At 59.5% G+C, this 26,697-nt stretch carries 22 protein-coding genes; 15 read left to right on the top strand and 7 right to left on the bottom strand.

The window, feature by feature from the left end; genetic code table 11:
* Positions 1-114: 114 nt before the first annotated feature.
* From BFP95_RS05305 to BFP95_RS05335, 7 genes are all read left to right on the top strand, one after another.
* Positions 115-546 carry a bleomycin resistance protein gene (locus BFP95_RS05305; protein WP_065880605.1) on the top strand — a complete coding sequence of 144 codons (432 nt, stop codon included), beginning with the start codon at positions 115-117 and terminating at the stop codon, positions 544-546.
* Positions 547-683: 137 nt separating this feature from the next.
* The gene (locus BFP95_RS05310; RefSeq protein ID WP_225930631.1) at positions 684-1,292 is read left to right on the top strand and encodes a hypothetical protein; all 609 of its coding nucleotides are present in this window, start codon (positions 684-686) and stop codon (positions 1,290-1,292) included.
* Between the two features lie 84 nt (positions 1,293-1,376).
* Positions 1,377-1,919 carry an ATP-binding protein gene (locus tag BFP95_RS05315; RefSeq protein WP_065880607.1) on the top strand — a complete coding sequence of 181 codons (543 nt, stop codon included), beginning with the start codon at positions 1,377-1,379 and terminating at the stop codon, positions 1,917-1,919.
* A gap of 109 nt (positions 1,920-2,028) precedes the next feature.
* Entirely contained in the window at positions 2,029-2,520 is a 492-nt protein-coding gene (locus BFP95_RS05320) for a GNAT family N-acetyltransferase (protein ID WP_065890913.1), read from the top strand.
* A gap of 199 nt (positions 2,521-2,719) precedes the next feature.
* Positions 2,720-3,340: a LysE family translocator gene (locus tag BFP95_RS05325; protein WP_065872925.1), complete on the top strand. Its 621-nt coding sequence runs from the start codon at positions 2,720-2,722 to the stop codon at positions 3,338-3,340.
* A gap of 29 nt (positions 3,341-3,369) precedes the next feature.
* Complete coding sequence (locus BFP95_RS05330; protein ID WP_065909467.1) at positions 3,370-4,089, top strand: SDR family NAD(P)-dependent oxidoreductase; 720 nt, start codon at positions 3,370-3,372, stop codon at positions 4,087-4,089.
* Between the two features lie 16 nt (positions 4,090-4,105).
* On the top strand, positions 4,106-4,498 hold the full coding sequence (locus tag BFP95_RS05335) for an ester cyclase (RefSeq protein WP_065872923.1): 393 nt from the start codon (positions 4,106-4,108) through the stop codon (positions 4,496-4,498).
* Positions 4,499-4,612: 114 nt separating this feature from the next.
* Here BFP95_RS05335 and BFP95_RS05340 read toward each other — a convergent pair whose 3' ends face one another.
* On the bottom strand, positions 4,613-5,509 hold the full coding sequence (locus BFP95_RS05340) for an SGNH/GDSL hydrolase family protein (protein ID WP_065872922.1): 897 nt from the start codon (positions 5,507-5,509) through the stop codon (positions 4,613-4,615).
* Positions 5,510-5,715: 206 nt separating this feature from the next.
* On the opposite strand from BFP95_RS05340, the gene BFP95_RS05345 reads away from it, so the two are divergent.
* From BFP95_RS05345 to BFP95_RS05370, 5 genes are all read left to right on the top strand, one after another.
* Complete coding sequence (locus BFP95_RS05345) at positions 5,716-7,107, top strand: hypothetical protein (RefSeq protein WP_065880609.1); 1,392 nt, start codon at positions 5,716-5,718, stop codon at positions 7,105-7,107.
* 292 nt (positions 7,108-7,399) lie between these two features.
* Complete coding sequence (dapA, locus tag BFP95_RS05355; RefSeq protein ID WP_065909470.1) at positions 7,400-8,248, top strand: 4-hydroxy-tetrahydrodipicolinate synthase; 849 nt, start codon at positions 7,400-7,402, stop codon at positions 8,246-8,248.
* Between the two features lie 159 nt (positions 8,249-8,407).
* Positions 8,408-9,580, top strand: coding sequence for an alpha/beta hydrolase (locus tag BFP95_RS05360; RefSeq protein WP_083224200.1), 1,173 nt, complete (start codon positions 8,408-8,410; stop codon positions 9,578-9,580).
* A gap of 127 nt (positions 9,581-9,707) precedes the next feature.
* Positions 9,708-11,084: a pyridoxal-phosphate dependent enzyme gene (locus BFP95_RS05365; protein WP_065872918.1), complete on the top strand. Its 1,377-nt coding sequence runs from the start codon at positions 9,708-9,710 to the stop codon at positions 11,082-11,084.
* Entirely contained in the window at positions 11,081-12,247 is a 1,167-nt protein-coding gene (locus BFP95_RS05370; RefSeq protein ID WP_065909472.1) for a cystathionine gamma-synthase, read from the top strand. Before BFP95_RS05365 ends, BFP95_RS05370 begins: the two co-directional genes overlap by 4 nt.
* A 115-nt stretch (positions 12,248-12,362) precedes the next feature.
* On the opposite strand, the gene BFP95_RS05375 is transcribed toward BFP95_RS05370, so the two are convergent.
* Positions 12,363-14,561, bottom strand: a complete 2,199-nt coding sequence (locus tag BFP95_RS05375; RefSeq protein WP_065909474.1) for an OsmC domain/YcaO domain-containing protein — start codon at positions 14,559-14,561, stop codon at positions 12,363-12,365.
* 222 nt (positions 14,562-14,783) lie between these two features.
* Between BFP95_RS05375 and BFP95_RS05380 the strand changes: the two genes are divergently transcribed.
* The gene (locus BFP95_RS05380) at positions 14,784-16,289 is read left to right on the top strand and encodes a methyl-accepting chemotaxis protein (protein WP_371914450.1); all 1,506 of its coding nucleotides are present in this window, start codon (positions 14,784-14,786) and stop codon (positions 16,287-16,289) included.
* Positions 16,290-16,615: 326 nt separating this feature from the next.
* Here the strand turns inward: BFP95_RS05380 and BFP95_RS05385 are convergent, their stop codons facing one another.
* The 4 genes from BFP95_RS05385 to BFP95_RS05400 all read right to left on the bottom strand — a co-directional run bounded on the left by BFP95_RS05385 (position 16,616) and on the right by BFP95_RS05400 (position 21,367).
* Entirely contained in the window at positions 16,616-17,941 is a 1,326-nt protein-coding gene (locus BFP95_RS05385; RefSeq protein ID WP_065909479.1) for an NAD(P)/FAD-dependent oxidoreductase, read from the bottom strand.
* A 99-nt stretch (positions 17,942-18,040) separates the two neighbouring features.
* Positions 18,041-18,709, bottom strand: coding sequence for a haloacid dehalogenase type II (locus BFP95_RS05390; protein ID WP_065909481.1), 669 nt, complete (start codon positions 18,707-18,709; stop codon positions 18,041-18,043).
* Between the two features lie 191 nt (positions 18,710-18,900).
* Positions 18,901-20,256: an aspartate aminotransferase family protein gene (locus BFP95_RS05395; protein WP_065909483.1), complete on the bottom strand. Its 1,356-nt coding sequence runs from the start codon at positions 20,254-20,256 to the stop codon at positions 18,901-18,903.
* Positions 20,257-20,281: 25 nt separating this feature from the next.
* Positions 20,282-21,367, bottom strand: coding sequence for a phosphotransferase (locus BFP95_RS05400; RefSeq protein ID WP_065872912.1), 1,086 nt, complete (start codon positions 21,365-21,367; stop codon positions 20,282-20,284).
* A 298-nt stretch (positions 21,368-21,665) separates the two neighbouring features.
* Here BFP95_RS05400 and BFP95_RS05405 point away from each other — a divergent pair, with 298 nt between their 5' ends.
* Together BFP95_RS05405 and BFP95_RS05415 are read left to right on the top strand one after the other, a co-directional pair.
* Positions 21,666-22,346 (top strand): GntR family transcriptional regulator, encoded by a 681-nt coding sequence (locus tag BFP95_RS05405; protein ID WP_065872911.1) that lies wholly within the window; start codon positions 21,666-21,668, stop codon positions 22,344-22,346.
* A 350-nt stretch (positions 22,347-22,696) separates the two neighbouring features.
* A complete protein-coding gene (locus BFP95_RS05415; protein WP_371914452.1) occupies positions 22,697-25,231 on the top strand; it encodes a GAF domain-containing hybrid sensor histidine kinase/response regulator in 2,535 nt (844 codons plus the stop codon).
* A 197-nt stretch (positions 25,232-25,428) separates the two neighbouring features.
* On the opposite strand, the gene BFP95_RS05420 is transcribed toward BFP95_RS05415, so the two are convergent.
* The gene (locus BFP95_RS05420) at positions 25,429-26,298 is read right to left on the bottom strand and encodes an AraC family transcriptional regulator (protein WP_065909485.1); all 870 of its coding nucleotides are present in this window, start codon (positions 26,296-26,298) and stop codon (positions 25,429-25,431) included.
* Positions 26,299-26,697 lie beyond the last annotated feature (399 nt).

Consider the following 26,697-nt stretch of genomic DNA (forward strand, 5'->3'; position numbering starts at 1 on the left):
TGAGAGCGTATGGGTTTTCGTACACGGGCCGGACGTTGGTAATCGCACCCTCCAACGCGCTTGTGATTTACAAGCGTCACCGCTGAATAAGCCTAATGAAAGGGAAGTCACCTGATGTTCGAACGCAGCAAACTGGTTCCAGAGCTAATGGTCATGGACCTGGAAAGCAGCCTGGCCTTTTGGGTGTCCTGCCTGGGATTTGAAGTGGTTTACCAACGCCCAGAAGACGGGTTCGCTTACCTCGACCTGAACGGTGCGCAAGTCATGCTTGAGCAGGCCGACCCAGATGCAGGCCAATGGCTGACTGCTCCGTTGAGTAAGCCGTTTGGAAGAGGCATCAACCTGCAGATTGACGTTGTGGCTGTGGCCCCCATCATCCAGAAACTGGGTCAGGCTGGATTTCCACTCTTTCGAGCATGCAAAGACACCTGGTATCGGGCGAACAACGTAGAAGTCGGCCAGCGCGAATTCATCGTCCAGGATCCCGATGGCTATCTTGTAAGGTTGGTCGAGCGTTTGGGTGAACGGCCGGCGGGTTCAGCTTGAAGCAGGCAAAGGCGAACGTCCGCTCAGCAGCACATGTCAGGTGGGCGAATAAGCACCCTTCATAGTATGGTTGCGGCCACCAACCATCACAGGAATGAAGGTTACCCATGCGTTTACTCTTTCCTCTGGCCGTCAGCTTGACCCTGATCGGCTGCGCCACCACCAAAACCGACGTCCGCAACGAAGCACAAATCAGCCAATATGACCCGGCCAACTCAGCCCGCGTCCGCCTGATCACGGGTGACACCACCAACGCGGGCTTCCTCAGTGGCCAGACCTGCGAGAAGTTTTACAACGAGTCCCTGCTGACCAAAACGCCTGAAGAAGCCGGATGGCAAAAAGCGCATGTCGACTCGGCGGGCCTTTACCCTTTCAGAGCGACCGACAGCCAGAACAGCGTGATTGGCATGCCCGCCAGCAAGGCGAGCAAAGCCATCAACCAATCGCCCAAGGTATTTGACGAGCATGTCATCCCGGCGGGTAAACCCTTCATTGCCGGGTTCGCCATGGGCGGCTCACAAATGTCCTGCTTTCCCGCGCCCGTCACGCTCATCCCCGAGCCTGGTAAGGACTATGAAATGGAACTTCAGATGCTGAAAATCAGCACGTTCAAGGCCGGTTGCGTGATTGCCGTGCGCCAACTCTCGGCGCAGGGCAATACCACCGTTGAAACACCGCTGAGACCGCAGGTGTGTGCCAAGACACCGTCGGGTTGGTACACCGTCAATCCAGCGCCTTTGCCTTGAAATGCCAGAGCAGGACGGAATAGTCGGCCTGCTTATCGGGTAGCTCACTGACCTCGAAACCAGCGTGTATTCATGGAGGAAAAAATGCGGATTTACATCACAGGTGCGTCGTGTGCGGGCGTGACGACTTTGGGTCAGAACCTCGCCACGCGGCTTGATGTAAGGCAGGTCGATGTCGATGATTATTACTGGATGCCCACAGACCCTCCTTACACAACCAAGCGGCCTCCCGCTGATCGCGTGTCATTGATGCAGCAAGCACTCGGTGACGGCGATTGGGTGTTGAGCGGTTCATGCATGGGCTGGGGCGATGCGCTGATCGCTGATGCGGAGCTGATTGTCTTCGTTGTCACACCAACACCCGTTCGCCTTGAACGGCTGGCGGCACGTGAGAAAGAGCACTTTGGCGGCCGGATAGCGCCAGGTGGTGACATGCATCAGATACATGAGGCCTTTCGGGAATGGGCTTCGCAGTATGATGACCCGAACTTTTCAGGACGCAACCGAGCGTGGCACGAGGCGTGGTTATCCCGGCAGACGGCCCCGGTCTTACGGGTTGACGGGATGAGCAGTGCTGAACAGATGGCAGAGGATGTCGTGCAGGCGGTGTCGCGCATGTCGCCGTAGCTGAACACTCGGAATCCGTTAACCCACATTGCCCCATCCACCGTTGGGACTTTTCAAACAAGCTTTCTGTGAGAGCTGATTCTACTGAATGGAAACGGGAGCACTCGGGATGCAATTTCAGCCCGCAACTACGGATATCCCTTTAGTTACTCTTGTTGGAACTCAACCCAGTGATTTCGAAACACTTGTGGCTATTCGGATTGAAGCCATGCGTGAAAGCCTTGTGCGCATTGGTCGCTTCGATCCCGTGCGGGCCCGAGAGCGTTTTCGCGAAGGCTTTTCCTCCGAGTCCACTCGCTACATCGAAGTTTCCGGCGAGCGAGTAGGTTTCGTCGTCGTCAAGCCGCTTATCGACGGATTACTGCTTGATCATTTGTACATCAAGCCGAGCGCACAAGGCGCGGGCATAGGTTCGGTTGTCCTTAGTCAAATCTTCGTGGAAGCGGAGGCCGCAGGAATGGCAGTGCGGGTAGGGGCTCTCAGAGAAAGCGAGTCAAATCGCTTTTACACGCGTCATGGCTTCCAGTTTGTCGAAAGTACCGAGTTCGACAACTATTATGTTCGTCACCCTGCCCAAGGCAACTCGGCAGCCGAGACCTGATCCAGGCCCATCTGACCTGATGGATGGCGTCGGTCAACGTTTGCGTGCCGAGGTTTCAACTACCGAAGAGACACCGGCAAGCCAGAGCTAAGTTGATCCGCGCGCGTTGGCGTCATCGCAGACTCAACGCGCGCATTGTCCAACTGCCCCCTGCCCCCTTATCCTCACACCTCCCCGCCCACGCGATCCCGGAGCTGCCATGGACCTCGCCACCCTCGCCCTTTTCCTCCCCGCCTGCTTCGCCTTGAACATGGCGCCCGGCCCGAACAACCTGCTGTCTGTGAGCAACGCCACGCGCTACGGCTACCGCACCTCGTGCCTGGCGGGTATTGGCCGGCTGCTGGCCTTCGCCGGCATGATCGCCCTCGCATCGGCCGGTTTGGCAGTGGTGCTGCAAACGTCGGAGTTGTTGTTTTATGGGATCAAGATTCTGGGGGCGGCGTATCTGTTTTATCTGGCGTATCAGTTGTGGCGGGCGAATCCCGAGGCAGAGGCTGAGTCGACTACTGCTAGTGTGGGATTGTGGGCGTTGGCGCGTCAGGAGTTTTTAGTGGCGGCGGGCAATCCGAAAGCCATCTTGATCTTCACCGCGTTCCTGCCGCAATTCGTCGTGCCCGGCGAGCCGATCACTCCACAATTCGCTCTACTGGGCGTGATGTTCCTGGTGCTGGAATGGATCGCCATCAGTGCCTACGCCTATATGGGCCTGCATATGCGGCGCTGGTTTGCGGAGCCTCGGGGCAAGCGTATGTTTAATCGATGCTGCGCGGGGTTGCTGTCAGCGGCGGCGACGGTGTTGTTGATGGCGCGCAGGGCTTAACTAACGTTATACAGTCAAGGAGACACGTAATGAAAACCATGGTGGTTGGCGCAAGCAAAGGGTTGGGAAAAGCCCTGATCGAGGGGCTCGGCGAGGCTGGGGATACGTTGCTGGGCGTGTCCCGCAGCCGTCCCGAGCACCTGGACCACAAGGCTGGCGTTGAGGTGAAGTGGATGGAGGCTAACCTCGCCAAACCCGCTCAGGCAGCGCAAGTCATTGCAGAAACGATCTTAGAAAGTGGTTTGGACACGCTGATCTACAACCTGGGCATCTGGGAAGAATTTGCCTTCGACCCGACCTACAACTTCCTGGCCGACGACGATGACCAGATCGAAGCCATCGTCACCTGCAACATCACGTCTACCCTGCTGCTGATCAAGCGACTGTTGCCAGTGCTACTCAAAAGCCCCAACCCCAGGATCATCCTGACCGGCTCCACTTCCGGCCTGCCGCAAAGTGGCCGTCCGGAAGTGGCTTTTGGGGCCTCCAAGTTTGCCTTGCGCGGGATTGCCGATGCACTGCGTGAAGGCTATCGCCAGCAGCGCTTGGCGGTTACGTGTCTGAACCTGGGGTACCTGAATACGCAAGACCCTTTGAGTACGCCGCGTGCGCAGGCCGAGCAGCGTGATGAAGGCCACTCGATCCCCGTGCACGACGTGGTGCAGGTGGTGCGCATGGCGTTAAGCCTGTCGTCGGCCAGCTTCGTCAAGGAAATCACCTTGCCGGCAATTCTGGACGAGCGCTTTTAACAGAGGAGAACGCCGTATGCGCCGAGATGAACTCGCCGCCTTTTACCAGGGCTATATCGACTGTTTGAACCGCCAGGACTGGGACCGCCTGGATCACTTCGTGCACCCGGACGTGACCTACAACGCCAAGGTAGTCGGCCTCGCCGGCTACCGCGCCATGCTGGAGCGGGACTTTCGCGAGATACCTGACCTGGTGTTTCGTATCCAATTGCTGGTCGCCGACCCGCCTACTGTTGCCAGCCGCCTGAATTTCAATGTTACCCCCCGAGGCGAGTTTTTCGGGCTGCCGATCAATGGGCGTAAGGTGAGCTTCGACGAGAATGTGTTCTATGAGGTGGTGGACGGTAAATTTGCCCACGTGTGGTCGGTAATCGACAAGGGAGCCATCGAACAGCAACTGGCCGTCTAGACTCCACACACCGATTTTCTGTGGAGACCGACCATGAACCGCAAAAATACCCTTTGCCTCTGGTACGACGGCACCGCCCTTCATCGCCGCGATTGAAGCGGCGGTGGCCGCAGGTTAAGGCAGCACCTCAAGCATCGCCTTGGCCGCCAGCGCGTGGACTGTGCGGGTGGGGTGCCACTCGTCCCAGTAATAATGGGCATCGGGGTTGGTGCACACCGGTTTCACTTCCGGGTAAGTGGCTTGGCACGGTGTGTCCAGGTCCTTGAAGCCATTGGCGGCGGGATTGGCGCGCAGTTTGTCGCTGAAGGCCAAGTGGTCGAAATAGCTGACCTTTGCCACGCCGACCTGCGCCAGCGCAGCCGGGAGTTTTTGCGCCAGCAACTGCTGGTATTTCTTCGCATTATCGACCTGGTTGCCCTGCACCACGGCGGGCACATGGCTGAGGTCTGTGGTGCCCACCACCATTACGTGCCTGGCGCCCGCCGCTACCAATTGCTCGGTAGCGCTGCGAATGTTGGCCAGGCTGGATTCGCTCAGTGCTTCAATGGTTTCAGGATGGGAGAAATCGGCCCATTCGAAAAAGTCATTGGCCGAGATGAAGATGAAATACAGCGCCTTGGGGTCGGCTTTGTGCGACTTGGCGGCCTGCAAGTGCTCGGCGACTTGGCCCAGAACGCCCGTATCCTGGGACGGCATCATCCACGTGTAGTAGTTGCCGTGGCCACTTTTGGCCCCCCCTACCGCGTAGTCGGTCAGGGGTATTTTCAGTGCGTCGGCCAAGCCTTCGACGGCGGTCGGGCCATTGCTCCAGCGTCCCTTCCAATACAGCGGGCCTGGCAGCGCTTGGGCATCCTTGACCTGTTGCGTCGCGAGTCGCGTGGTGAGCGCTTCGCCCGCGCCATTGTCGGAATAGCTGTCGCCGAAGGCATACAGATGATCGTAGCTCGAGGCGCCTAAGGCGGTCGAGGCAGACAGGGTCAGCAGAGCAGCCAGGCACGCGCGTCGAATCATCGAAGTTCTCCCAGAATGTCTGGATAGACTAGCGCCCCGCTGCAAACGCAGTAAAACGATTGCGACCCGCACATATCCGGCGGCGGCCATGCAAGCGCTGTACAGATGCCGTTTGGCTCGTTAGGCTTTCACCTTGTAACATCCGGCTACAGATTCAGCTCTCCCCGCCGTCACCCTTAAACCCGAATGGACTCAACGAGGCTCTCGTGCGCTTTATCACTCCTCTTTTGCTGATCGGTGGCATCGCCACCCTGGCCGGTTGTGCCAACCAGAAAACCCAAGTCGACCGCATGTTCGCCGACACCCTCGCCCAGCCCCTGGTTGAAAACAGCATCGTGCGCGAAGGCGACCTGCTCAGCTTCGAGCTGCTGATGCCGGACGGCCCGAGTGGTCTGCGGCGCACCATGCAATTCGAGGCAGCCTGTTCATCGCCGCAACTGCATTTGCTGTACCTGGACGGCTCGCAACGCGTCTACCCCGCCAGTGCCGGCCGCTACAGCGCGGCGCGCAAATTATCGCCGCAATTGCGCTCGACCTTGGCCGCCAACCAGACATTCGTGCGCGCCTGTGCCGAAACGCCGAAGCCAGACTGGCGCCTGGTGCAGGCCAACGAGCATGACAACCAGGTATTGATCGACGCCAACAGCATCAAGACCGTGAATGGCGAAACACGCTTCTGGGCCGCCTTCGACGAACCGGCGGTGCTCAACGATATGCCCTACAACGCCCCCTATGCGCAGAAACGCGAGCACTTTGCGGTGTCTTGCACGGACGGTACCTACAAGGCGCTGGCTGGCTACGACATGGACGCCGACAACCGCGTCAGTGATGGCCGCGTCGACAGTTTCCCCACGCCACAGAAAATCGCCGGTAGCGATGCCGACTATGTGCTGTTATTCAATAAGGTGTGCGTCACCCCGCAGAAGATTGCCGCGCTGCCGGCGTTCAAACCACGGCTGAAGGCGCCGGTGACCATTGCACTGACCTCGGTACAACCTCAGGTGCTGGCCGCAATCACGCAGTTGAACCTGGACAAGCCCGCCCGTGCCTTCAAATACGTGCACATGACCGGCACGTCGACACTCAAGGGCGAGACCACCAACAGCCAGAGTGCGGACTTCATCAGCCAAGATGCGGCAAGCGGGCAACTGGCCATCGCCACTCGCGGGCAAGGCTATGAAAGCCACACAGTGAGCTGGCGCAACCTCATCCCCCTGGTGGCGAAAAGCACCTTCAGTTCCTCAGGCATGGCAGAAAGCGAGACGCTGACGCAGCTGAGCTTCACCGGCAACTGGAAATCCCTGCCGGTGGGCGACACCGTGATTTATCAAACAACGCGCTCCAGCCTCAACAGCCTCATTGGCAGCCGCACCAAAGTCCAGATTACCCGCTGCGTAGTTGAACGCGAACTGCAAGCCAGCGAGCTCAACCCTGGCCTGCTCGGGACGGCCAAGGCCCTTAAGTGCAGCTTCGACAATGATGAATACAACCGGGTGAACCACCTGTACTACCTGACCGACTACGCTTACTTCTACGAGTCGAGCACGGACAAGAACGCGTTCTACTACTCCGACACGCGTATCGATAAATTCGAATAAACGCCGTTGACACACTCTGCAATATTCCATGAAGATGGAGGCCTTATTCAGGGTGTGTCAGCCAATGTCCGCAATGTCCTCCGTTAACCTTTCCGCCATTGGCCCAATTGCCAAGGCGCAAGGTTGCGTGGCGCACGCCCTCAAATCGAAGAAACAGTCGCTCATGTGACCGGGGCGCGCTGTCCCGTCAGATGAGCTGACAGGACATTGAGCGCGACGGTCTTCCTCCCTTGCACAATTCCCTCTGCCCTTCTGACGGTGACTCAAGCGGTCAATCATCAGGAGAAAGTGCATGTCATCGTTTCAAGGTATCTGGGTCCCCGTGGTCACGCCGTTCCATGACGGTGCCATCGACTTTATCGGCCTGCGCCGGCTGGTCAGCCACCTGCTGGAAAAGCACGTGGCCGGGATCATGGTATGCACCACCACCGGGGAAGCCGCATCGCTGAGCCGCCAGGAACAACTCGCGGTGCTGGATGCGGTGTTGCAGTTGGTCCCGGCGCACCGCGTGGTGATGGGCCTCGCGGGCAACAACCAGATTGAATTGCTGCAATTCCAGCGTGAAATCCTGCAACGCCCGGTCGCCGGTTTGCTGGTGCCGGCGCCGAGTTACATCCGCCCGTCCCAGGCCGGCCTGGTGGCCTTCTTCCACTCAGTGGCCGATGCGTCCAGCGTGCCGATCATTCTGTATGACATTCCCTATCGCACCGGCGCAACCTTCGAGCAGGCCACCTTGCTGACTATCATCACCCACCCGCGGATCGTGGCGATCAAGGACTGCGGCGGCAACCTGGGCAATACCCTGGCGCTGCTGGCCAGCGCTGAGGTGGATGTGTTGTGTGGGGAAGATGTGCAGATTTTCAACGCGCTGTGCCTCGGCGCGACCGGGGCGATTGCGGCCTCGGCACATATAAGGACGGCAGAGTTTGTAGCGTTGTGGCAGCAGGTGCGGGACAACCAACTGGCCGAGGCGCGGACGACGTTTTTCCAGTTGCTGCCATTGATCAACTCGATGTTCATGGAGCCCAATCCGGCGCCAGTGAAGGCCGCACTGGCGCTGGAGGGGTTGATCGGCAGCGAGCTGCGGGCACCTATGCAGCGAGCCAGCGACTCGGTTGTTACCCGGCTGAAGCAATTGTAGGAACGTTCTGACAGAGGTGCTCAGCGGCAATCCGATCGCTTTAGACAGCAGTTACTAATCGTTATATTTTTCCAGGGTGATTGCTCGCTATCAGACTGGCGACAGACCTGATCGACGCGTAAGGTCGGCTGCGTTTTGCGCCGCTTGGGGGGGGACTCGATGAAATCACTGCATTTACTGATGCTGCTCAGCCTGGTCGGTTGCACCGCCCACTCAGCCGTACTGCCCTCACCTGCGCCGTCGAGTTTCGAACAATACCGCCAACAAACGCTGGTGGACCTTGAGCGTGACCGACGTTTCCAAAACCCAGACCACAGGCTGGAACTGGACTGGAATGCGCCGCGCGAATGGGTCTCGCAAACGCCCAATGGCCACGGCGTGCTACTGGTGCACGGTTTGGGCGACTCACCGGGGTCCTTCAGCGACATTGGCGCGCAACTGGCGTCGCGGGGCTACCGCGTGCGCACGCTGCTGCTGCCAGGGCATGGCACGCAACCGTCGGACATGCTCGACGTTAACATCGAGGATTGGCGCAGGACGGTGGCACAACACGTGGCGCTGCTGCGTCAGGAGGTGGATCAAGTCTATCTCGGCGGTTTCTCCACGGGCGCCAATCTGGTGTTGGAGTACGCTATTGAAGATCCGAGCATTGCCGGGCTGCTGATGTTTTCGCCCGCGTTCAAGGCACGCAATCGTTACATTTGGCTGTCGTCCTGGTTGGCCCACATCAAACCCTGGCTGCGCGACCCTGCCGGCCCTCGCCAGCAACAAACACCGCTGCGCTACCAGAACATCCCCACCAATGGCTTTGCCCAGTTCTACCAGACCAGCAAGTCAGTACGCGACAAACTGAAAGACCGGCCGTTTGATCGGCCCGTACTGATCGTCAGCGCTGCCCATGACTCGGTGATAGACGTCGGTTTTGTAAAGCAAACCTTCGCCGAGCGTTTCACCCACCCGGCTTCGCGAATGATCTGGTACGGCGACCCCAACAGCGCACAACCAATGCCGCGGGTCCTGGTACGCAATGACCACTTGCCCGCAGAGCGGATCAGCCAGTTCTCCCATATGGGGGTGTTGTTCGCCCCCACCAATCCCCTCTACGGGCCCAGCGGCAGCCAGCCTGTTTGCTTGAACGGCCAGACCGATGAGGACTTTGCGCGATGTCGCGCAGGCGACCCCGTTTGGTATTCGGATTGGGGTTATCGCGAGCCGGGCAAAGTGCATGCGCGGCTGACATTCAATCCGTACTTCGGTTGGCAGGCCCAGGTTATGGATCAAGTGATGCAAGCGTCTTCAACGTCGTTATCGCATCGACAAAACCCGCCCTGACGGCCAATGCGCCAAAAAAAGATAAACAGCGGACCACCCGGTTGCGAGCGCTGCGATCCAGGCCTATGGTCCAAGGCATGCTTTGCACTTTGCTGTCCCACCTACGCCCACTCGCACCGGTGACGCCATGCCCAGCCCTTCCCGCCCCGCCGTCCTCGAGCTTATCGGCAACACGCCGCTGGTTCGGATCAGCCGGTTCGACACCGGTCCCTGCACGCTGTTTCTCAAACTTGAATCGCAAAACCCCGGGGGTTCCATCAAGGACCGTATCGGCCTGGCCATGATCGATGCCGCCGAACGCGACGGCCGTCTGCGCCCTGGCGGCACGATCATCGAAGCCACCGCCGGCAACACCGGGCTGGGCCTGGCACTGGTCGGCCGGGCCAAGGGCTACCGGGTGGTGCTGGTGGTGCCTGACAAGATGTCCACGGAAAAAGTGCTGCACCTCAAGGCCATGGGCGCCGAGGTGCATATCACCCGTTCCGACGTGGGCAAGGGCCATCCCGAGTATTACCAGGACATGGCCGCGCGCCTGGCAGAGGACATTCCCGATTCGTTCTTTGCCGACCAGTTCAACAACCCGGCCAACCCCCTGGCCCACGAGACCAGCACCGCGCCGGAGATCTGGGCCCAGACCCAGCATGATCTGGACGCGATTGTGGTGGGCGTCGGCTCGGCCGGCACGCTCACCGGCCTGACGCGGTTCTTCAAACGCGTGCAGCCCGAGCTGGCCATGGTGCTCGCCGACCCCGTCGGTTCGGTGATGGCCGAATACAGCCGCAGCGGCAGGTTGGACACACCGGGCTCCTGGGCGGTGGAAGGCATTGGCGAGGACTTCATCCCCTCGATTGCCGACCTGTCCAGCGTGCGCCACGCCTATTCCATCAGCGATGAAGAAAGCTTCGACCACGCCCGGCAGTTGCTCAAGGCCGAGGGCATCCTTGGCGGTTCATCCACCGGCACCCTGCTCGCCGCCGCCCTGCGTTACTGCCGCGAACAGACCGAGCCCAAGCGTGTGGTGACCTTTGTGTGCGACACGGGCACACGCTACCTGTCGAAGGTCTACAACGACCAATGGATGACCGACGCGGGCCTGCTGCACTACAAGCACTACGGCGACCTGCGTGACCTGATCGCGCGGCGCTTCGAAGACGGCCGCGTGATCAGCGTGAGCCCGGACGACACCCTGCTCACCGCCTTCCAGCGCATGCGCCTGGCTGATGTGTCCCAACTGCCGGTGCTGGTGGACGGCAAGCAATTGGTGGGCGTGATCGATGAATCCGACATCCTGCTGGGCCTGCATCAGGACGCCACGCACTTCTCCATGATCGTCTCCAGCGCCATGACAGACACCCTGCAAACCCTGGCCCCCAGCGCCAGCCTGGCGCAATTGCAGGCGGAACTGGATCGCGGCCTGGTCGCCATTATTGCCGACGCCTCGGGCTTCCACGGCCTGATCACCCGCGTCGACCTGCTCAACCACTTACGGAGGTCCCTGGCATGAGTCAGTCTGATAAAAGCGCATTTGCCACCCGAGTGATCCACGCCGGGCAATTCCCCGACCCGACCACCGGCGCGTTGATGCCGCCAATCTACGCCAACTCCACCTACCTGCAAGACAGCCCCGGCGTGCACAAGGGCTTCGACTACGGCCGCTCGCACAACCCGACACGGTTTGCCCTGGAGCGCTGCGTGGCGGACCTGGAAGGTGGCAGCCAGGCATTCGCTTTTGCGTCCGGGCTGGCGGCGATCTCGACGGTGCTGGAATTATTGGATGCCGGCGCCCATATCGTGTCCGGCAATGACCTGTACGGCGGCACTTTCCGTCTGTTCGACAAGGTGCGCCAACGCAGCGCCGGGCACCGTTTCAGCTTTGTCGACCTGAGTGATTTGTCGGCGTTTGAGGCCAGCTTGCAGGACGACACGCGCATGGTCTGGGTCGAGACCCCCAGCAACCCCCTGCTGAACCTCACCGACCTCAGCGCCATCGCGCGCATCTGCCGCGATCGCGGCATCATCTGCGTGGCCGACAACACCTTCGCCAGCCCATGGATCCAGCGCCCGCTGGAGCTGGGTTTTGATGTGGTCGTGCACTCCACCACCAAATACCTCAACGGCCACTCCGATGTCATCGGCGGCATTGCCATTGTCGGCGACAACCCCGAGCTGGCTGAACGCCTGGGCTTCCTGCAGAACTCGGTTGGCGCCATCGCTGGCCCCTTCGATGCCTTTCTGACGCTGCGCGGCGTGAAAACCCTGGCACTGCGCATGGAGCGCCATTGCAGCAACGCCTTGGACCTGGCCACTTGGCTAGAGCAGCAACCGCACGTTTCGCGGGTGTACTACCCAGGCCTGGCGTCCCATCCGCAGCATGAGCTGGCACGAAAACAGATGCGTGGGTTTGGCGGGATGATTTCGATTGACCTGAACAGCGACCTGGCCGGCGCTACGCGCTTCCTGGAAAACGTCAAGATCTTCGCCCTGGCTGAAAGCCTCGGCGGCGTGGAAAGCTTGATCGAACACCCGGCGATCATGACCCATGCGAGCATTCCGGCCGCCACGCGGGCGCAGTTGGGAATTGGCGATGGGTTGGTGCGGTTGTCGGTGGGCGTTGAGGATGTAGAGGACCTGCGCGCGGATTTGGCGCAGGCCCTGGCACACATCTAACATCCGACATCGATCCCCTGTGGGAGCTGGCTCGCCTGCGATAGCGTCACCTCGGTACCTCTGAAACACCGAGGTGTTCGCATCGCAGGCAAGCCAGCTCCCACAGGGATCAGCGTCAGGCTGAGGTGATGTTGGCGCGCGCCGAATGCAGCTTCTTGTAACTCTCAATCAAGCGCTGATGCCGCTCCAACCCTTCCAGCTTCATACTGGTCGGCGTCAGGCCATAGAACCGCACATCGCCCTTCACCGAACCAATCACCGCGTCCATCCGCTCATTGCCAAACATGCGGCGGAAGTTGGCTTCGTAATCCGCCAGTTCCAGGTCGTCGTCCAGTTCCATCTCCAGCACCGCATTCATCGCTTGATAGAACAGGCCACGCTCAGCGGTATTGTCGTTGTACTGCAGGAACATCTCCACGCACTCTTTGGCTTCCTCGTGTTGCTGCAAGGCGAGGAAGATCAGCAATTTCAACTCCAGAATGGTCAACTGACCCCAGGCGGTGTTGTCGTCGAACTCAATGCCGATAAGGGTGGTGATATCGGTGTAGTCGTCCAGCTCGCTTTCGATCAGACGCTCGACCAACGCTTGCAGCTCTTCCTCATTGAGGCTGTGCAGGTTGAGGATATCCGCGCGGAAAAACAGCGCCTTATTGGTGTTGTCCCAGATCAGGTCATCCACCGGGTAGATTTCCGAGTAGTCCGGCACCAGGATGCGGCACGCGGTGGCGCCGAGGTGTTCGTACACCGCCATGTAGGATTCTTTGCCCATGCCTTCAAGGATGCCGAACAGCGTCGCGGCTTCCTGGGCATTCGAGTCTTCGCCTTCGCCGGAGAAATCCCACTCAACGAACTCGTAGTCCGACTGGGCACTGAAGAAACGCCACGACACCACGCCGCTGGAGTCGATGAAGTGCTCGACGAAGTTGTTCGGCTCGGTCACCGCCTGGCCTTCAAAGGTCGGCTGCGGCAGATCATTCAAACCCTCGAAACTGCGGCCTTGCAGCAGCTCGGTGAGGCTGCGCTCCAGCGCCACTTCCAGGCTCGGGTGCGCGCCGAAGGAGGCGAAGACGCCGCCGGTGCGTGGGTTCATCAGGGTCACGCACATCACCGGGAATTCACCGCCCAACGAGGCGTCTTTTACCAATACCGGAAAGCCCTGGGCTTCCAGGCCTTGAATACCGGCCAGGATGCCAGGGTATTTGGCCAGGACCTCGGCCGGTACGTCCGGCAAGGCGAACTCACCTTCGATGATTTCACGCTTCACTGCACGCTCGAAAATCTCCGACAGGCATTGCACCTGGGCTTCAGCCAGGGTGTTGCCCGCACTCATGCCGTTACTGAGGTAAAGGTTTTCGATCAGGTTGGACGGGAAGTACACCACCTCCCCGTCGGACTGGCGCACGAATGGCAGCGAAACAATCCCGCGCGCTTCGTTGCCGGAGTTGGTGTCGAACAGGTGAGAACCACGCAGTTCGCCATCGCGGTTGTAAACCTTGAGGCAGTAAGCGTCGAGGATTTCGCTTGGCAGTGCGTCCTTGGGACCTGGCTGGAACCAACGCTCATCCGGGTAATGCACGAAGGCTGCATTCGCCAGTTCTTCGCCCCAGAACTGGTCGTTGTAGAAGAAGTTGCAGTTGAGCCGTTCGATGAACTCGCCCAGTGCCGACGCCAAGGCGCCCTCTTTGGTCGCGCCCTTGCCGTTGGTGAAGCACATCGGCGAGTGTGCATCGCGGATATGCAGCGACCAGACGTTGGGCACGATATTGCGCCACGAAGCGATTTCGATCTTCATGCCCAAGCCGGCGAGAATGCCGGACATGTTGGCGATGGTCTGTTCCAGTGGCAGGTCTTTGCCGGCAATGTAGGTACCGCCCTCGGCCGTAGAACCTGGCATCAACAACGCCTGGGCATCAGCGTCCAGGTTTTCGACTTCTTCGATGACGAACTCAGGCCCGGCCTGCACCACTTTTTTAACCGTGCAGCGGTCGATGGAGCGCAGGATGCCCTGGCGGTCCTTGTCGGAGATATCCGCCGGCAACTCAACCTGGATCTTGAAGATCTGGTTGTAGCGGTTTTCCGGGTCGACAATGTTGTTCTGCGACAGGCGAATATTGTCCGTGGGGATATTGCGTGTTTCGCAGTAGAGCTTCACGAAGTACGCCGCGCACAACGCCGACGACGCCAGGAAGTAATCGAACGGCCCCGGTGCCGAGCCATCGCCTTTGTAGCGAATGGGCTGGTCGGCAATCACCGTGAAGTCATCGAACTTGGCTTCAAGCCGGAGGTTGTCGAGAAAGTTGACCTTGATTTCCATGGGGGCACACCAGAATAACGGCTAAACAAAAATGGCCGCCATTATGAGGGGTTTCATCCGCAAATTTCAGGCTTTTGACCAGTGGCTGGCGAATTAGCCAATGTGCATTAACCTTTTAGCAGTTGGCGCCGATGGACTGAGGGCAACCAGGGAGTAGTCTGAATGCGCAATAACCAGCCTGTAACACAACGCGAGATTTCCCTCGCGCCGCAACAAAAACTCATCTCCGCCACGGATGTCCGCGGTGTCATCACTTACTGCAACGACGCCTTTGTCGAGATCAGCGGCTTTGAACGCGCCGACCTGATCGGCGCGCCGCAGAACATCGTACGTCACCCTGATGTGCCCCCCGCCGTTTTTGCGCACATGTGGAGCGCGCTCAAACAAGGCCAGCCGTGGATGGGCATCGTCAAGAATCGCTCGAAAAATGGTGACCACTATTGGGTCAACGCTTATGTCACGGCGATTTTTGAAGGCAATAAGGTTGTCGGTTTCGAGTCAGTGCGGGTCAAGCCCAGCGCCGACGAAATCCGCCGGGCCCAGGCCCTGTATCAGCGTATCAGCCGGGGCAAACCGGGCGTGCCACGCCAGGATGCCTGGCTGCCGGCCGCCGTCAGTTGCGTGCCTTACGTGGCAACCGGACTGGCTGGCAGCCTCGCTGGATTATTCCTCAGTGCACCGCTGGCTATTGCAGTGGCCGTCGCCGTCGCTGTGCCGGTCGGTATGCTTTGCTCACGCTGGCGCCAAGGCAGCACCTTGCGCCTGTTGCAAGGTGTCGAACCCTCGACGTCGGATGCGTTGATCGCGCAGATGTACAGCGACGCCCGGGGGCCACAGGCACGCTTGGAAACAGCGTTCCTCAGCCAGAGCGCGCGCCTGAAAACCTGCCTCACCCGTCTGCAGGACAGCGCTGAACAATTGAGTGCCCTGGCCGGGCAATCCGATCAGTTGGCCTCTGCCAGCTCCAAGGGCCTGGACCGCCAGCGTGTCGAAACCGAACAAGTCTCCGCCGCCGTCAACCAGATGGCCGCGACCACTCAGGAAGTCGCCAGCCACGTACAGCGCACCGCGGATGCCACCCAGCAAGCCAACGTGCTGACCGGACGCGGTCGTGAGGTGGCGCGGGATACCCGTGAAGCCATCGAACGCCTGTCCGCTGTCGTCGCCGAGACTGGCGTCACCGTGGCGCAATTGGCTCGGGACAGCGACGAAATCGGCAGTGTGGTGGATGTGATCAAAGGCATTGCCGACCAGACCAACCTGCTGGCGCTCAACGCGGCTATCGAAGCGGCCCGTGCGGGTGAAATGGGCCGCGGCTTTGCCGTCGTCGCCGACGAAGTGCGCCAACTGGCGCAACGCACCTCCCAATCCACCACCCAGATCCACGGGCTGATTACCCAGTTGCAGGCGTCCTCCAACAACGCCGTGAACAGCATGGCAAACGGTCAACGCCAAGCGCAGGAAGGCGTCGCCTGGGTGCTCGAAGCTGACCAGGCCCTGGTAGGCATCAGCGAAGCGGTGTCCCATATCACCGACATGACCACCCAGATCGCCGCCGCCACCGAAGAACAGAGCGCGGTCGCCGAGGAGATCAGCCGCAACATCACCACCATCGCCGAACTGGCTGACCAGACCTCGATACAAGCCCATCAATCCACTGACCTGAGCAAGGAGCTGACAAGTACCGCATCCACCCAATATGCGTTGGTTGAGCGGTTTAATCGCTGATCCTCTGTTAACGGTGGCAAGCCCGCTTGCTGTGGCGAGCGGGCTTGCCACAGCAAAACCAAAAACCGGTGCCTTTATGGGGTAACCCTGTTTGGGTTAACGCCTGCCTCCCCCCCGTCATGAAGCCCTCCCATGTCCATCACGGATAACCCCCTCGCCTTCACCTTCGCTGCCACGCTGCTCACTCACGCCCGGCCTCGACACCGCACTGGTGTCGCCGGCCAGGAGACAGACTCAGCGATGCACAGCGCCCCACAAGGATCTGCCGAGGCTGTCGGCCGGGCAGTCCCTGGTTTGCGGCAGCACGCCAATCACCGGCGGCGGGCTCAGAAGTCCGCAACCTTACCCCAGGACGAGGACTGGAAGCGGTCCGGGTGATACGGTCGCGGATCAACAATGGGCGCTGCGCCGCTGACGATATCGGCTATCAAGTGGCCTGCGCCTGGACCAATACCAAATCCATGCCCACTGAACCCGGCTGCCAGCACCAGCCCCGGAAGGCTAGGCATTTCGCCAATGCAGGGAACGCCGTCAGGGGTGCTGTCCACATAACCGGCCCAGGCGGCATTGACCTTTGTGCCCTTTAAAGCAGGAACCAGCTCCACCGCTCGCTTGTAGGTCAGTGCAACCGCAGAGGCATCCGCTTTCGGATCGAGAATTCGCATCTTCTCCATCGGCGTCGGCTGGTCCAGGCGCCAGCGTTTCCAGCTTTCATGGCCCGAGCGAATGCCCTCCAGTCCGCCAGGTGCAAGGTTGCGCCATCTGCGCTGAAACATCGGCAGAAACTGCGCAGCGAAACCAAGCAGTTGCGGTGTGACGTCGACACGCCCTCTACCACTGATCGCCAGCGTGTAGCTGCCATCGGCGCGGCGCGTCATGGAGGCGCCGGCCGTGTGAAGCGCACTGGGTATTTCCTGAGAAGGCGCGCTTACCGATAGCACAGTCTGCCGAATGGTGGCCTGGGGAAAACGAATGCCATATTGGCGACAGAAGGAGGACGCCCAGGCACCCGCGGCGAGCACCGCGAGCTTGGTACGGATGGTGCCTTTTTCGGTAACCACCGCAGACAATCGACCCGCCTCGGTCTCGACTCCACGGACGGCGCAGCCCTGATGCACCGTGCTGCCCAGGCTCATGATCGCGCGAGCAACCGCCGGCGCAGCGCGGGAAGGATCAGCAATGCCGTCAGTGGGCGCAAACACCCCGCCTTTCCACTGTTTGCAGGTTGCCTTGCCGCGCTCAGCAGCCTGTTGCGCAGAGAGCATATGAGTCTCGACGTTGACGGTGCGGGCAAATTCACCCCAGCGTGCCCAGCCCTCGAGCTCCTTTTCGTTGTTGCTGAGGTAGAGCAGGCCGCAGCGGGTAAACCCCGTGTCTTCATCCGTTTGCGCGCTGAACTGCCCCCACAACTCCAGGCTTTTAGTCGCCATCGGCAACTCGCGCGCATCGCGATTTTGCTGACGACACCAACCCCAGTTACGACTCGATTGCTCGGCACCTATCATGCCCTTCTCGACCAGGGCCACCTTGAAGCCGCGCTTGGCCAGGTAATAGGCGGTAAACGCGCCGATGATGCCGCCGCCAATCACAACCACATCAGCCTCCGTCGGCAGTTCGGGTGTGGTTTTTATGGAAACTAAGGGAGCTGGCATGTTTGAAGTACCCGTTGGCGTCGGTAGCCGTTTACGCTGCATACATTGTTCAAATCGGGTTAGCCTCAACCCGGCGGGTGGATTTTTTCTCCAGGCGCGCTAAAGCCCTACCAGCCCAGGCAACCCACCAATGTCCGAAATCTGATGGTAACCAAAGGTGGCATGCGCGGGCTGCTCATGACCACGGGCGACAAACGCTTTGTGCTTGATCTTCATGTCGTGGGCCGACATCAGGTCATAACGGAAGCTTGACGACACGTGCAGCACATCCTCCGGCCCGCAGTTGAGGTTGTCGAGCATGAACTCAAACGCCGCCAAACGCGGTTTATAAGCCTGGGCCTGCTGCGCGGTGAAGACCTTGTGGAAGGGTGCGCCGAGCTTGTCGACGTTGGACATGATTTGCTCGTCCATCGCATTGGAGAAGATCACCAGTGGAATCTTGCTGGCGATTTTTGCCAGGCCCGCGGGCACATCCGCGTGCGGGCCCCAGGTCGGTACGGCATCGTAGTACAGCTGCCCTTCGTCGCGGTATTCGATCCCCCATCGCTTGCACGTGCGCGCCAGGGCGGTCTTGAGAATCACGTCATACGGCAGCCAGTCGCCCATCACTTGGTCCAGGCGGTAAGCGGCGTAATCCTTGACGAATTGATCCATGCGCTCAGCGGGAACACGGTCGGCGAACAGCTCGCGCGTCAAGGCTGCCGTCTTGAAATTGGTCAAGGTGCCGTAGCAGTCGAAGGTGATGTATTTGGGGCGAAGAAAGCTCATGAATGCGGTCCTTAATGAGGGATGAAGTCATAGCGGGGCAGGCAGTTCGACGCTTGGGGCATCGCTCGTCATGGGGTTATTACATCACCACGAGGCCATGCATAAACGGTTAAAAGCATGGGCTACCTGCAACAAACTACCGTTTACTTGGCCTGGCCCGGCAGACTTTGCCAGCGCGACAGGCCAGGGTTTCACAACGCAGCAAACGCCTTTTCCAGCGCATCCAGCAGTCGACCCGCTTCCTTTGGCGTCCAGATGAGTGGCGGGCGAATTTTCAGGATGCTCGCATCCGGTCCCGTGGCGGAAATCAGCACCCGCTGCTCACGTAAATGGTTAACCAGGCGCAGCGCCGTTTTCATGTCAGGCGCTTTCGAGCTCCGGTCCGTGACCAATTCAACAGCGAAGTACAGGCCGGTGCCGCGCACATCGCCGATCGGCTCATAGCGCTGGGCCAGGTCTTTCAGACCGGCCATGACCAGCCCTCCCACACGGTTGGCGTTGGCCATGAGCTGCTCTTCGCGAATGACGTCGAGCGTTGCCTGCGCTGCGGCAATCGCCACGCTATTACCGCCGAAGGTGTTGAAATAACGCATGTCGCGCCCGAAACTCGCAACGACTTCCGGGCGTACCATCAAGCCCGCCACGGGGTAACCGTTGCCCATGGGTTTGCCCATGGTGATGATGTCCGGCACGACGCCATGCCGCTGATGGCCCCAGAAGTGCGTACCGCTGCGCCCAAAGCCGGACTGAACTTCATCGGCAATGAACAAGCCTCCGGCTTTACGCACGACCTCGGCAATCGGGCCGAACACGTCGACCGGGTCACAAAACACGCCATCGGAGGAGAACAGGCAGTCGGCGATAAAGGCCGCGACACCACCGCCATGGCGCTGGATATCCTGAATCTGCGCACTGACCTGGTCCGCCATATAGCGCCCCAGCGCTTCACGCGGAATACGGTAGGAGTCTGGCGCAGGGACCTGCCGAACAAACGGATCAAGTTTGGCGTTAGCCCCCAGCGAGGGTGAAAACGCCGCCACGGTGGCAGAGTTTCCGTGATACGCCTCGGCGGTCACGATGACGCCGGTGTTACCGGTGTGATGGCGCGCAATGCGGATTGCCAGGTCGTTGGCTTCCGAGCCACTGCACGTGAACATCAACTGCCCGTCAGCGCCCATCTCGCCATCCGCAGTCGCACGCAGCTGTTCGGCATAATCGAGAATGCCGTCCTGCATATAGCGGGTGTGGCTGCACAGGGTACTCAATTGCTCGGTGATCGCCGCGATGACGCGAGGATGGCAGTGCCCCACCGACACGACATTGTTGTAGGCATCCAGATACTCATTGCCGTCCTTGTCATACAGGTAAGCGCCTTTCGCACGGGCCACGCCCACGGGTTCGTTATAGAACAACCGATAGGCCGGGCCTAACAGATTGGCGCGCCGCTCGATATGCTCGCGCGTCGTGACGTCCAGCCTCTCGATATTGGCCGGATTGAACCCGTTTGGCATATCACCACGGGTAGCCTCGATTTTTGAATTGCTCATTTGAATCCCCTTTAGCAAGGAAGCATTAATCGGCGAAGGACATCAGGAGTTCTGACATTTGCGCGGGTGATCGGTTAAGCATCCAGTCGAGCTGGCCCCAGCCGGGCGCAGCATTCCTCAAGATGTACGCGCTGTTGTGCGGGAACAATTGCGAGCGCCAGGTCGTAATCAAGGCTCGGGCGGTCAAGCGCGCCATTGCGAGGTGCGGGATGAGGGCCAGCTCTGCGCCGGTGAGGTCGGCGATGCGAAGGTAGCCCCGCAGGAGATCTTTTGCCGGGGCAAAAATATCCACCGAGTCATCGGCGCCTACCGTGCCTAACTGGTTCATCATGGCCGTGGCGACATCAATGGCGATGGCGGTCTTGACCGTGTCGCCAAAATCAATGACGCCGCTGACAAACTGCTTGCTGCGCGTATCAATCACAATGTTTGAAGTGTTGAAGTCGTTGTGCAGCACTTGCTGCCGACATCCGGCGATCAAGCCCTCAACCGCAGAAAACCGTTCAAGCGCCGTTTCCAATTGCTGGCGGCGCAGCGGCTCAGCCACACAGTTGATCAGGGGCTCGAGTGTGCTCAGGTGCTGAACATCCCAGCACACCTTGCGCGACTCTGCCGGGTGGGAGAAATCGGCAGTGGCCAGCCTGAGACGGGCAAGCAATTGGCCGATATGCTCGCGCCCTAGCGGTTTCACCGAGGTTTTGTCGAGCGGCGTGCCTGCCAGGAAACTCATGAGCCGCACCTGCCTTGAATCGCCATTGCGCGTGGTAATGCGTGTCAGGTACTCACCCTCCAGCGATTGATAAACCCTGGGGGTCGGAAGCTGCGGCGCCTTGCGCTCAATGTGCCGCATCACTTCGACCTGCAGCGAGAGTTCCAGCGGAACCTCCCGCGGGTTGGCGATTTTCAGCACATAAGACGTGCCGCCCTGGCAGTCGCACCGAAACGTATCGTCCTTTTCCGTCGCGAACCGGGTGAGGTCCGCACTTAAGCCAAACTGCTCGCGCAGGATCCGTGTGCCTTCCTCCAGGGAGACCGGGGTAAAAGGCGCCGCCAAATCACCCTGCAAGCTTGCGAGGTCCTCACTGTGCAGATCGTTCTGAATCACTTGCATCGCTGAACTCCTGGCCCTGGACATGCGATGCCGCGCACGTCTTTGATGCCCGAATATTGTGCTACAATTTTTTATATTGAAAGAGATTAAGCCCAATTTTTTTCGAGATATACGGGTTAACTTTCAAAAAACATCCTCAAATATTTGATTTTAAACAAGAAAACTTAGTGAATTATTTTTGCCTACTTTTATTTTTGTAGAACAAACACGGAGCACTCAAGGTTGGTTGCTGGTGCCCAGCCGCCCAAACATATTAGAATCAACCCTCAGCCGAGCCCCCACCCTGGTGTTGTATAAAATGATTTTTCCCAGCGCGAACATTGACACCCACTCAGCCAAGCCCTCGGCGGTCGAGGTGCTGGCTGCAAAGCTCAAGGGCAGGATCCTGAACGGTGACTTCGAGCCAGGCGAATTCCTGAGGGACGTCAGAATGGCGGATGAGTACGAGGTGGCACGCAACACGTTCCGCAGCGCGGCTCAATTACTGGTCTCATTCGGCTTGTTGCTGAAGGTGCCTAATCGTGGCTTTTGCATACCCGAATTCGGGCCAAACGACATCGTCGATATCGCCAGGTTGCGCGGGGTTCTTGAAACCGAGGCGGTACGCATGATTATCCTCAGCGGGGAGATTCCGCCCGCCGCGCTGAGCGCCGTGGAAACACTGCGTCGCGCGCCGGCCGATGCACCGCGTTCGGAAATCGTCACCGCAGATGGCGATTTTCACCGGGCAATTATCCATGCGAGCGGCAGCCCGCGACTGCGGCGAAGCTATGCGATGCTGGAAAGCGAGATTGAGCTGCTACTGGTGCTGCAGCAGCCCTGCTATGAAGACCCGAAGGAGATTGTTTCTGATCATGAACACCTGATCGAGTGCCTGCGCAGCAGGGATTTCGAGACCGCGCGCGTCGCGTTCGTCGAGCATTGGGAAGACCTGAGTACAAAGCTGCTACGTGCGCGCTTCGAGCGCCGCAAGTCCTGAGGTTCGCAGCTACCTCGACCTCGGACTGGAGCGCCCTGAGGGGCTCTTTCCATGAGGACCGGCCTCATGACGCAGCCGAAACAAGGCAGTCCCCGCCCGCCTTCGGCCAAGTGCTGCCGGTCGTAAACCACCGCTATGGTGATGCCTGATAAGCGATTTTCTGAGAGACTGAAATTCGACAATGGCGAAAAGAGAGTCGCGCTTCAGCCTCTCTTTCCCTCCTTCAATTTGAACCATGCCGCAGAACAGGATTCTGCGGCCGTTGGGAGATACGTTTGCTTAATGATCCCAAGGATCTGGTCGGTGATGACCGTCTGTCTCATGTGCTGAACGCCAGTGAGCGACTGGCCATGGCGGCCTCGGTGGACGAGGTCGTCGCTGTCTTGAGGGACACGGCGCGCGCCGCGGTAGGCGCGGAGGGCATTGCGGTCGTCATCGAAAATGAAGGCCGCTGTTCTTATGTAGCCGAAGACGCAGTTTCCCCCCTTTGGCAAGGCCAGAGCTTCTTAATCGACCACTGTATTTCTGGTTGGGCGATGCGCCACGGTGAGACAGTTGCGATCCGTGACGTTTGGCTCGACCCACGTATCCCGCAGGACGCTTACACGCCCACTTTTGTCCGAAGCCTTGTGATGGTCCCCATTGGTAGACCTGTTCCGATGTCGGCGCTTGGCGCTTACTGGTCGGAGGTTCGCGATCATGATCCCGATACGATCAAGCGGTTGGAAAGCCTGGCGCGACTGGCAACGATCGCTATCGAGAATGCGCGCCTGACCCAGGCACGCAATCGCGGGGCAGCACTAGGCGCCACTCAGAATCGAGTCCTGAAGCTGGCTGTAGAAGTAACAAACCTGAACGTTACTCTGGATGCAATCGTCCGCGAGGTGGAAGCGCTGTCAACGTCGGGATTCGTGGGGAGCATCGTGCTCTTCAATGAGGACAGCGATCATGTGGAGCATTGCGCCGGCCCGAGCCTGCCTGACGCTTACATTGACGCAGTCAAAGCCATTGCCGGCGTCTCGTTCTTGGGCTACCAGAGTGCTTTAGTGGAAGCGGACGACATCATGATCGACCCACGCTGGAGCCCGTTTCGCGACCTGGCCCTCGGACATGCGCTGCTCGTCTGCTGGTCAAGCCCTATCCGATCGGCGCAGGGCGCATTACTCGGTGCGTTCGTCCTCTACCACCGTGAGCTGCGTGAGCCGTTGCCGGCGGATATCGAGATCATCGATTTCGTGGCCCATACGGTCGGGCTGATCGTTCACCGTGCACGAGCGGATTCGGTGATCCGTATCAACGAATCCAGGTTGCGCCTTGCTGTTGACCACGCCGATGTGGGTTTCTGGGACGTAGATTTGGTTCATAACACCCTGGTTTGGCCCTCACAAACCAAGGCGATGTTCGGCATCTCGGCTAACGTGACGGTCACGCTGCAAGACTTCTATGATGGTTTGCATCCCGACGATCGTGACGCGACGATCGATGCCTTCTTAGCGGCCGCTGACCCAAAGCGCCGCGCGCTCTACGAGGTCGACTACCGCACGATTGGCCGAGAGGACGGCATCGTCCGCTGGATCGCGGCCAAGGGGCGCGGGGTGTTCGATGAGGCCGGTATCTGTGTGCGCGTCACCGGCACGGCAGTCGAAATCACCGCTCGCAAGGCTGCCGAGGAGGAACTGAGGGAGCTTAATGAAACCCTTGAAGGGCGAATTGTCCAGGCCATCGTCGAGCGCGAGGAGGTCCAGAAGACGCTGCGTCAGAGCCAGAAGATGGAAGCCATGGGACAGCTCACCGGCGGCGTCGCTCATGACTTCAATAACTTGCTCACGCCCATCGTAGGCACACTCGATCTGCTCCTGCGCCGTGGCGTGGGTGGCGAGCGGGAGCAACGTCTCATCTCGGGCGCGATGCAATCGGCGGAGCGTGCCAAGACGCTAGTACAGAGACTGCTTGCCTTCGCGCGCCGTCAGCCGTTGCAAACGGTTCCGGTCGATGTGGCGAGGTTGCTGAACGATATGGGCGATCTGGTGGCGAGCACGACCGGGCCGAAAATCAAGGTGGTCGTTGATGTTCCGGAGAATCTGCCAGCGGCCATTGCCGATCAGAATCAGTTGGAGATGGCTCTTCTCAATCTCTCCGTCAATGCGCGTGACGCGATGATGGGGGGCGGTACCCTGCGCATTTCTGCCAGCACGGCGCTGGTCGGCGATGGGCATCGTTCAAAGCTGCCGCAAGGTGAATATCTCTGTTTGACTGTCGCAGACACGGGCGTTGGCATGGACGCTGCCACGCTTGGTCGAGCGGTCGAGCCGTTCTTCTCCACTAAGGGTGTCGGCAAAGGGACTGGCTTGGGTCTTTCGATGGTGCATGGGCTGGCATCACAATTGAACGGAGCCCTCACGATTCAGAGTTCGCCAGGTTCCGGAACGAACGTGGAGCTTTGGTTGCCGCGCAGCATGACCGTGGCAGCAGGGGCATTGCGCATTGTCGAGGCATCAGAGCCGCAATTGACACGCGGGATCGCGCTGCTGGTCGACGATGAGGAGCTGGTACGGGCGAGTACCTCTTACATGCTTTGCGAACTGGGTTACGGAGTGATCGAGGCCGGCTCCGGCGAAGAGGCCATGCAGCTGATGGCCAACGGGCAGGCATTTGATCTGCTGATCACGGACCATCTGATGCCGGGTATCAACGGGACCGATTTGGCCAGGATGGTCCGCTCCGCAAGGCCTGAAACCGCGATCCTGCTGGTCTCCGGGTATGCCGAACGTGAAGGGCTGGACCCGGATCTTCCGCGGCTCAACAAGCCGTTTCGCAAAAGCGAACTTGCAACAAGCCTTGCCGTGCTCCGAGGCAAGTGCGAGGACCCTGCGCCAGAATCTTAGGGCTTAATACCCTGACCTTCGCCAGAGTATGGGGTGAACGATGCGCCATTCATCCCAGGCTACAGCCTGACACCTGGCGACGGGATCATGATTGACGCTACGCCTTCACAGCGCCTATTGCTGAGTCGCGACCGTGTTTAGGGTATCGCCTTAGCAATTGGGAGATCACGTGCTAGGGTCCAAAGCTAGTTGCTCCGCTATTGCAGCGGAATATACACATCTGTTTGCCATTGATCCTGCGGCGTCTCGGGGTAGGCGCTCAGGTACTGGAAAAACAGCGGCTGGTCGCGAAGCTCCTCCCCACTGGCAGGAAGCCAATCGCGGTAAATGGGATAGATCGTTTCGCCGATGTGGTCCGGTGACCCCGCGTGTCGCACCACGACGCAGCGACCGGCAGGAATGAGGAGTTCGTGCACGCCGAACTCATTAGCCGCCACCGCCTCGTGGATTTCGCCGCAGATTGCGAAGCGGAATGCGTGTGGGGGTGTCGTATCGGAATTGTTAAAGGGAATGCCAAAGGTGCGACTCGACGCCACTGGCGACTGTCCGCTCTGCACACGCCACTCAATGAACCTACGCACGCTCTCATTGACGAGCCCCGGTGGTCCACGGTGCTCGAGCGCTGCTACCTTGACTTCAGGGAAATCTACAATTCGTACTTGCATGGTGATCGTCCTGGAAAAGTGAGGGATTGCAAATACCGCATTCCAGACTTGCCAGTTAGGTTCCTTCCTGAACGCACTCGGCGTGGTACCGAACGCCCGCCTGAACGCCCTGCAAAATGCCTCGGGGCTTTCAAAACCGGCATCGAAGGCGGCGCCCAGCACCGAGTGATCAGCGAGGGCGACCAAGCGATGTGCTGCACGCCGTAGTCGCATCAGTTGCACATAACGTGAAACCGGCACGCCTACGAACGCACTGAATTGTCGATGGAAGTGAAACGTCGAAAAGTTCGCCACCTGGCTTAACGTCCTTACCGACAGGTCGCCTTCGAGATTGGCATCAATGTAGGCGAGTACGGCGTTGAAACGTTTTGTGTAAGCAAAATGGGTCGGCATGTCAGACACTGGAAAAGACTCCTGGAAGTACGGCCGTCAATAGAGTCGACTATAGCGGCGTGAGCACGCCTAGCCGCATTTGCTCAAGACACGCTTTGGGTTTGCCGATGCGTCCCTCTTCCAAGGCGATTTAAAGGGCGGGCAGTTCAATAATGCAACGGATCGAGCGGACGTACCGACGCAGTGATGCCGTACGCCGAGGCTCAGTTAAAGCTGCCCAGGTAGGTCATGCTTGCCGTGTTCTGCGGCAAGAGTTCTACGAAATCCGAGTCCATGTAGAACTCAAGTTCCTCCGCCAGCCGCCAGGTTGGATTGCGCTGTTCGCCTGTTGTAGATACGAGACTGCCTGTTGATAGCGCGCCTCACCGCGAGGGTCTATTTGAAACGTGTCGGCCATGCACAATTGAG

The sequence above is a fragment of the Pseudomonas sp. 58 R 12 genome (assembly GCF_900005865.1).
GTDB lineage: Bacteria > Pseudomonadota > Gammaproteobacteria > Pseudomonadales > Pseudomonadaceae > Aquipseudomonas > Aquipseudomonas tritici.

Coding starts and splice junctions, on each gene's coding strand:
- BFP95_RS05390 (WP_065909481.1), bottom strand. CDS start 18,709: ATGAGCTTTCTTCGCCCCAAATACATCACCTTCGACTGCTACGGCACC.
- BFP95_RS05325 (WP_065872925.1), top strand. CDS start 2,720: ATGGACCTCGCCACCCTCGCCCTTTTCCTCCCCGCCTGCTTCGCCTTG.
- BFP95_RS05395 (WP_065909483.1), bottom strand. CDS start 20,256: ATGAGCAATTCAAAAATCGAGGCTACCCGTGGTGATATGCCAAACGGG.
- BFP95_RS05330 (WP_065909467.1), top strand. CDS start 3,370: ATGAAAACCATGGTGGTTGGCGCAAGCAAAGGGTTGGGAAAAGCCCTG.
- BFP95_RS05415 (WP_371914452.1), top strand. CDS start 22,697: ATGGCGGCCTCGGTGGACGAGGTCGTCGCTGTCTTGAGGGACACGGCG.
- BFP95_RS05385 (WP_065909479.1), bottom strand. CDS start 17,941: ATGCCAGCTCCCTTAGTTTCCATAAAAACCACACCCGAACTGCCGACG.
- BFP95_RS05365 (WP_065872918.1), top strand. CDS start 9,708: ATGCCCAGCCCTTCCCGCCCCGCCGTCCTCGAGCTTATCGGCAACACG.
- BFP95_RS05400 (WP_065872912.1), bottom strand. CDS start 21,367: ATGCAAGTGATTCAGAACGATCTGCACAGTGAGGACCTCGCAAGCTTG.
- BFP95_RS05375 (WP_065909474.1), bottom strand. CDS start 14,561: ATGGAAATCAAGGTCAACTTTCTCGACAACCTCCGGCTTGAAGCCAAG.
- BFP95_RS05320 (WP_065890913.1), top strand. CDS start 2,029: ATGCAATTTCAGCCCGCAACTACGGATATCCCTTTAGTTACTCTTGTT.
- BFP95_RS05315 (WP_065880607.1), top strand. CDS start 1,377: ATGCGGATTTACATCACAGGTGCGTCGTGTGCGGGCGTGACGACTTTG.
- BFP95_RS05340 (WP_065872922.1), bottom strand. CDS start 5,509: ATGATTCGACGCGCGTGCCTGGCTGCTCTGCTGACCCTGTCTGCCTCG.
- BFP95_RS05360 (WP_083224200.1), top strand. CDS start 8,408: ATGAAATCACTGCATTTACTGATGCTGCTCAGCCTGGTCGGTTGCACC.
- BFP95_RS05405 (WP_065872911.1), top strand. CDS start 21,666: ATGATTTTTCCCAGCGCGAACATTGACACCCACTCAGCCAAGCCCTCG.
- BFP95_RS05305 (WP_065880605.1), top strand. CDS start 115: ATGTTCGAACGCAGCAAACTGGTTCCAGAGCTAATGGTCATGGACCTG.
- dapA (WP_065909470.1), top strand. CDS start 7,400: ATGTCATCGTTTCAAGGTATCTGGGTCCCCGTGGTCACGCCGTTCCAT.
- BFP95_RS05335 (WP_065872923.1), top strand. CDS start 4,106: ATGCGCCGAGATGAACTCGCCGCCTTTTACCAGGGCTATATCGACTGT.
- BFP95_RS05370 (WP_065909472.1), top strand. CDS start 11,081: ATGAGTCAGTCTGATAAAAGCGCATTTGCCACCCGAGTGATCCACGCC.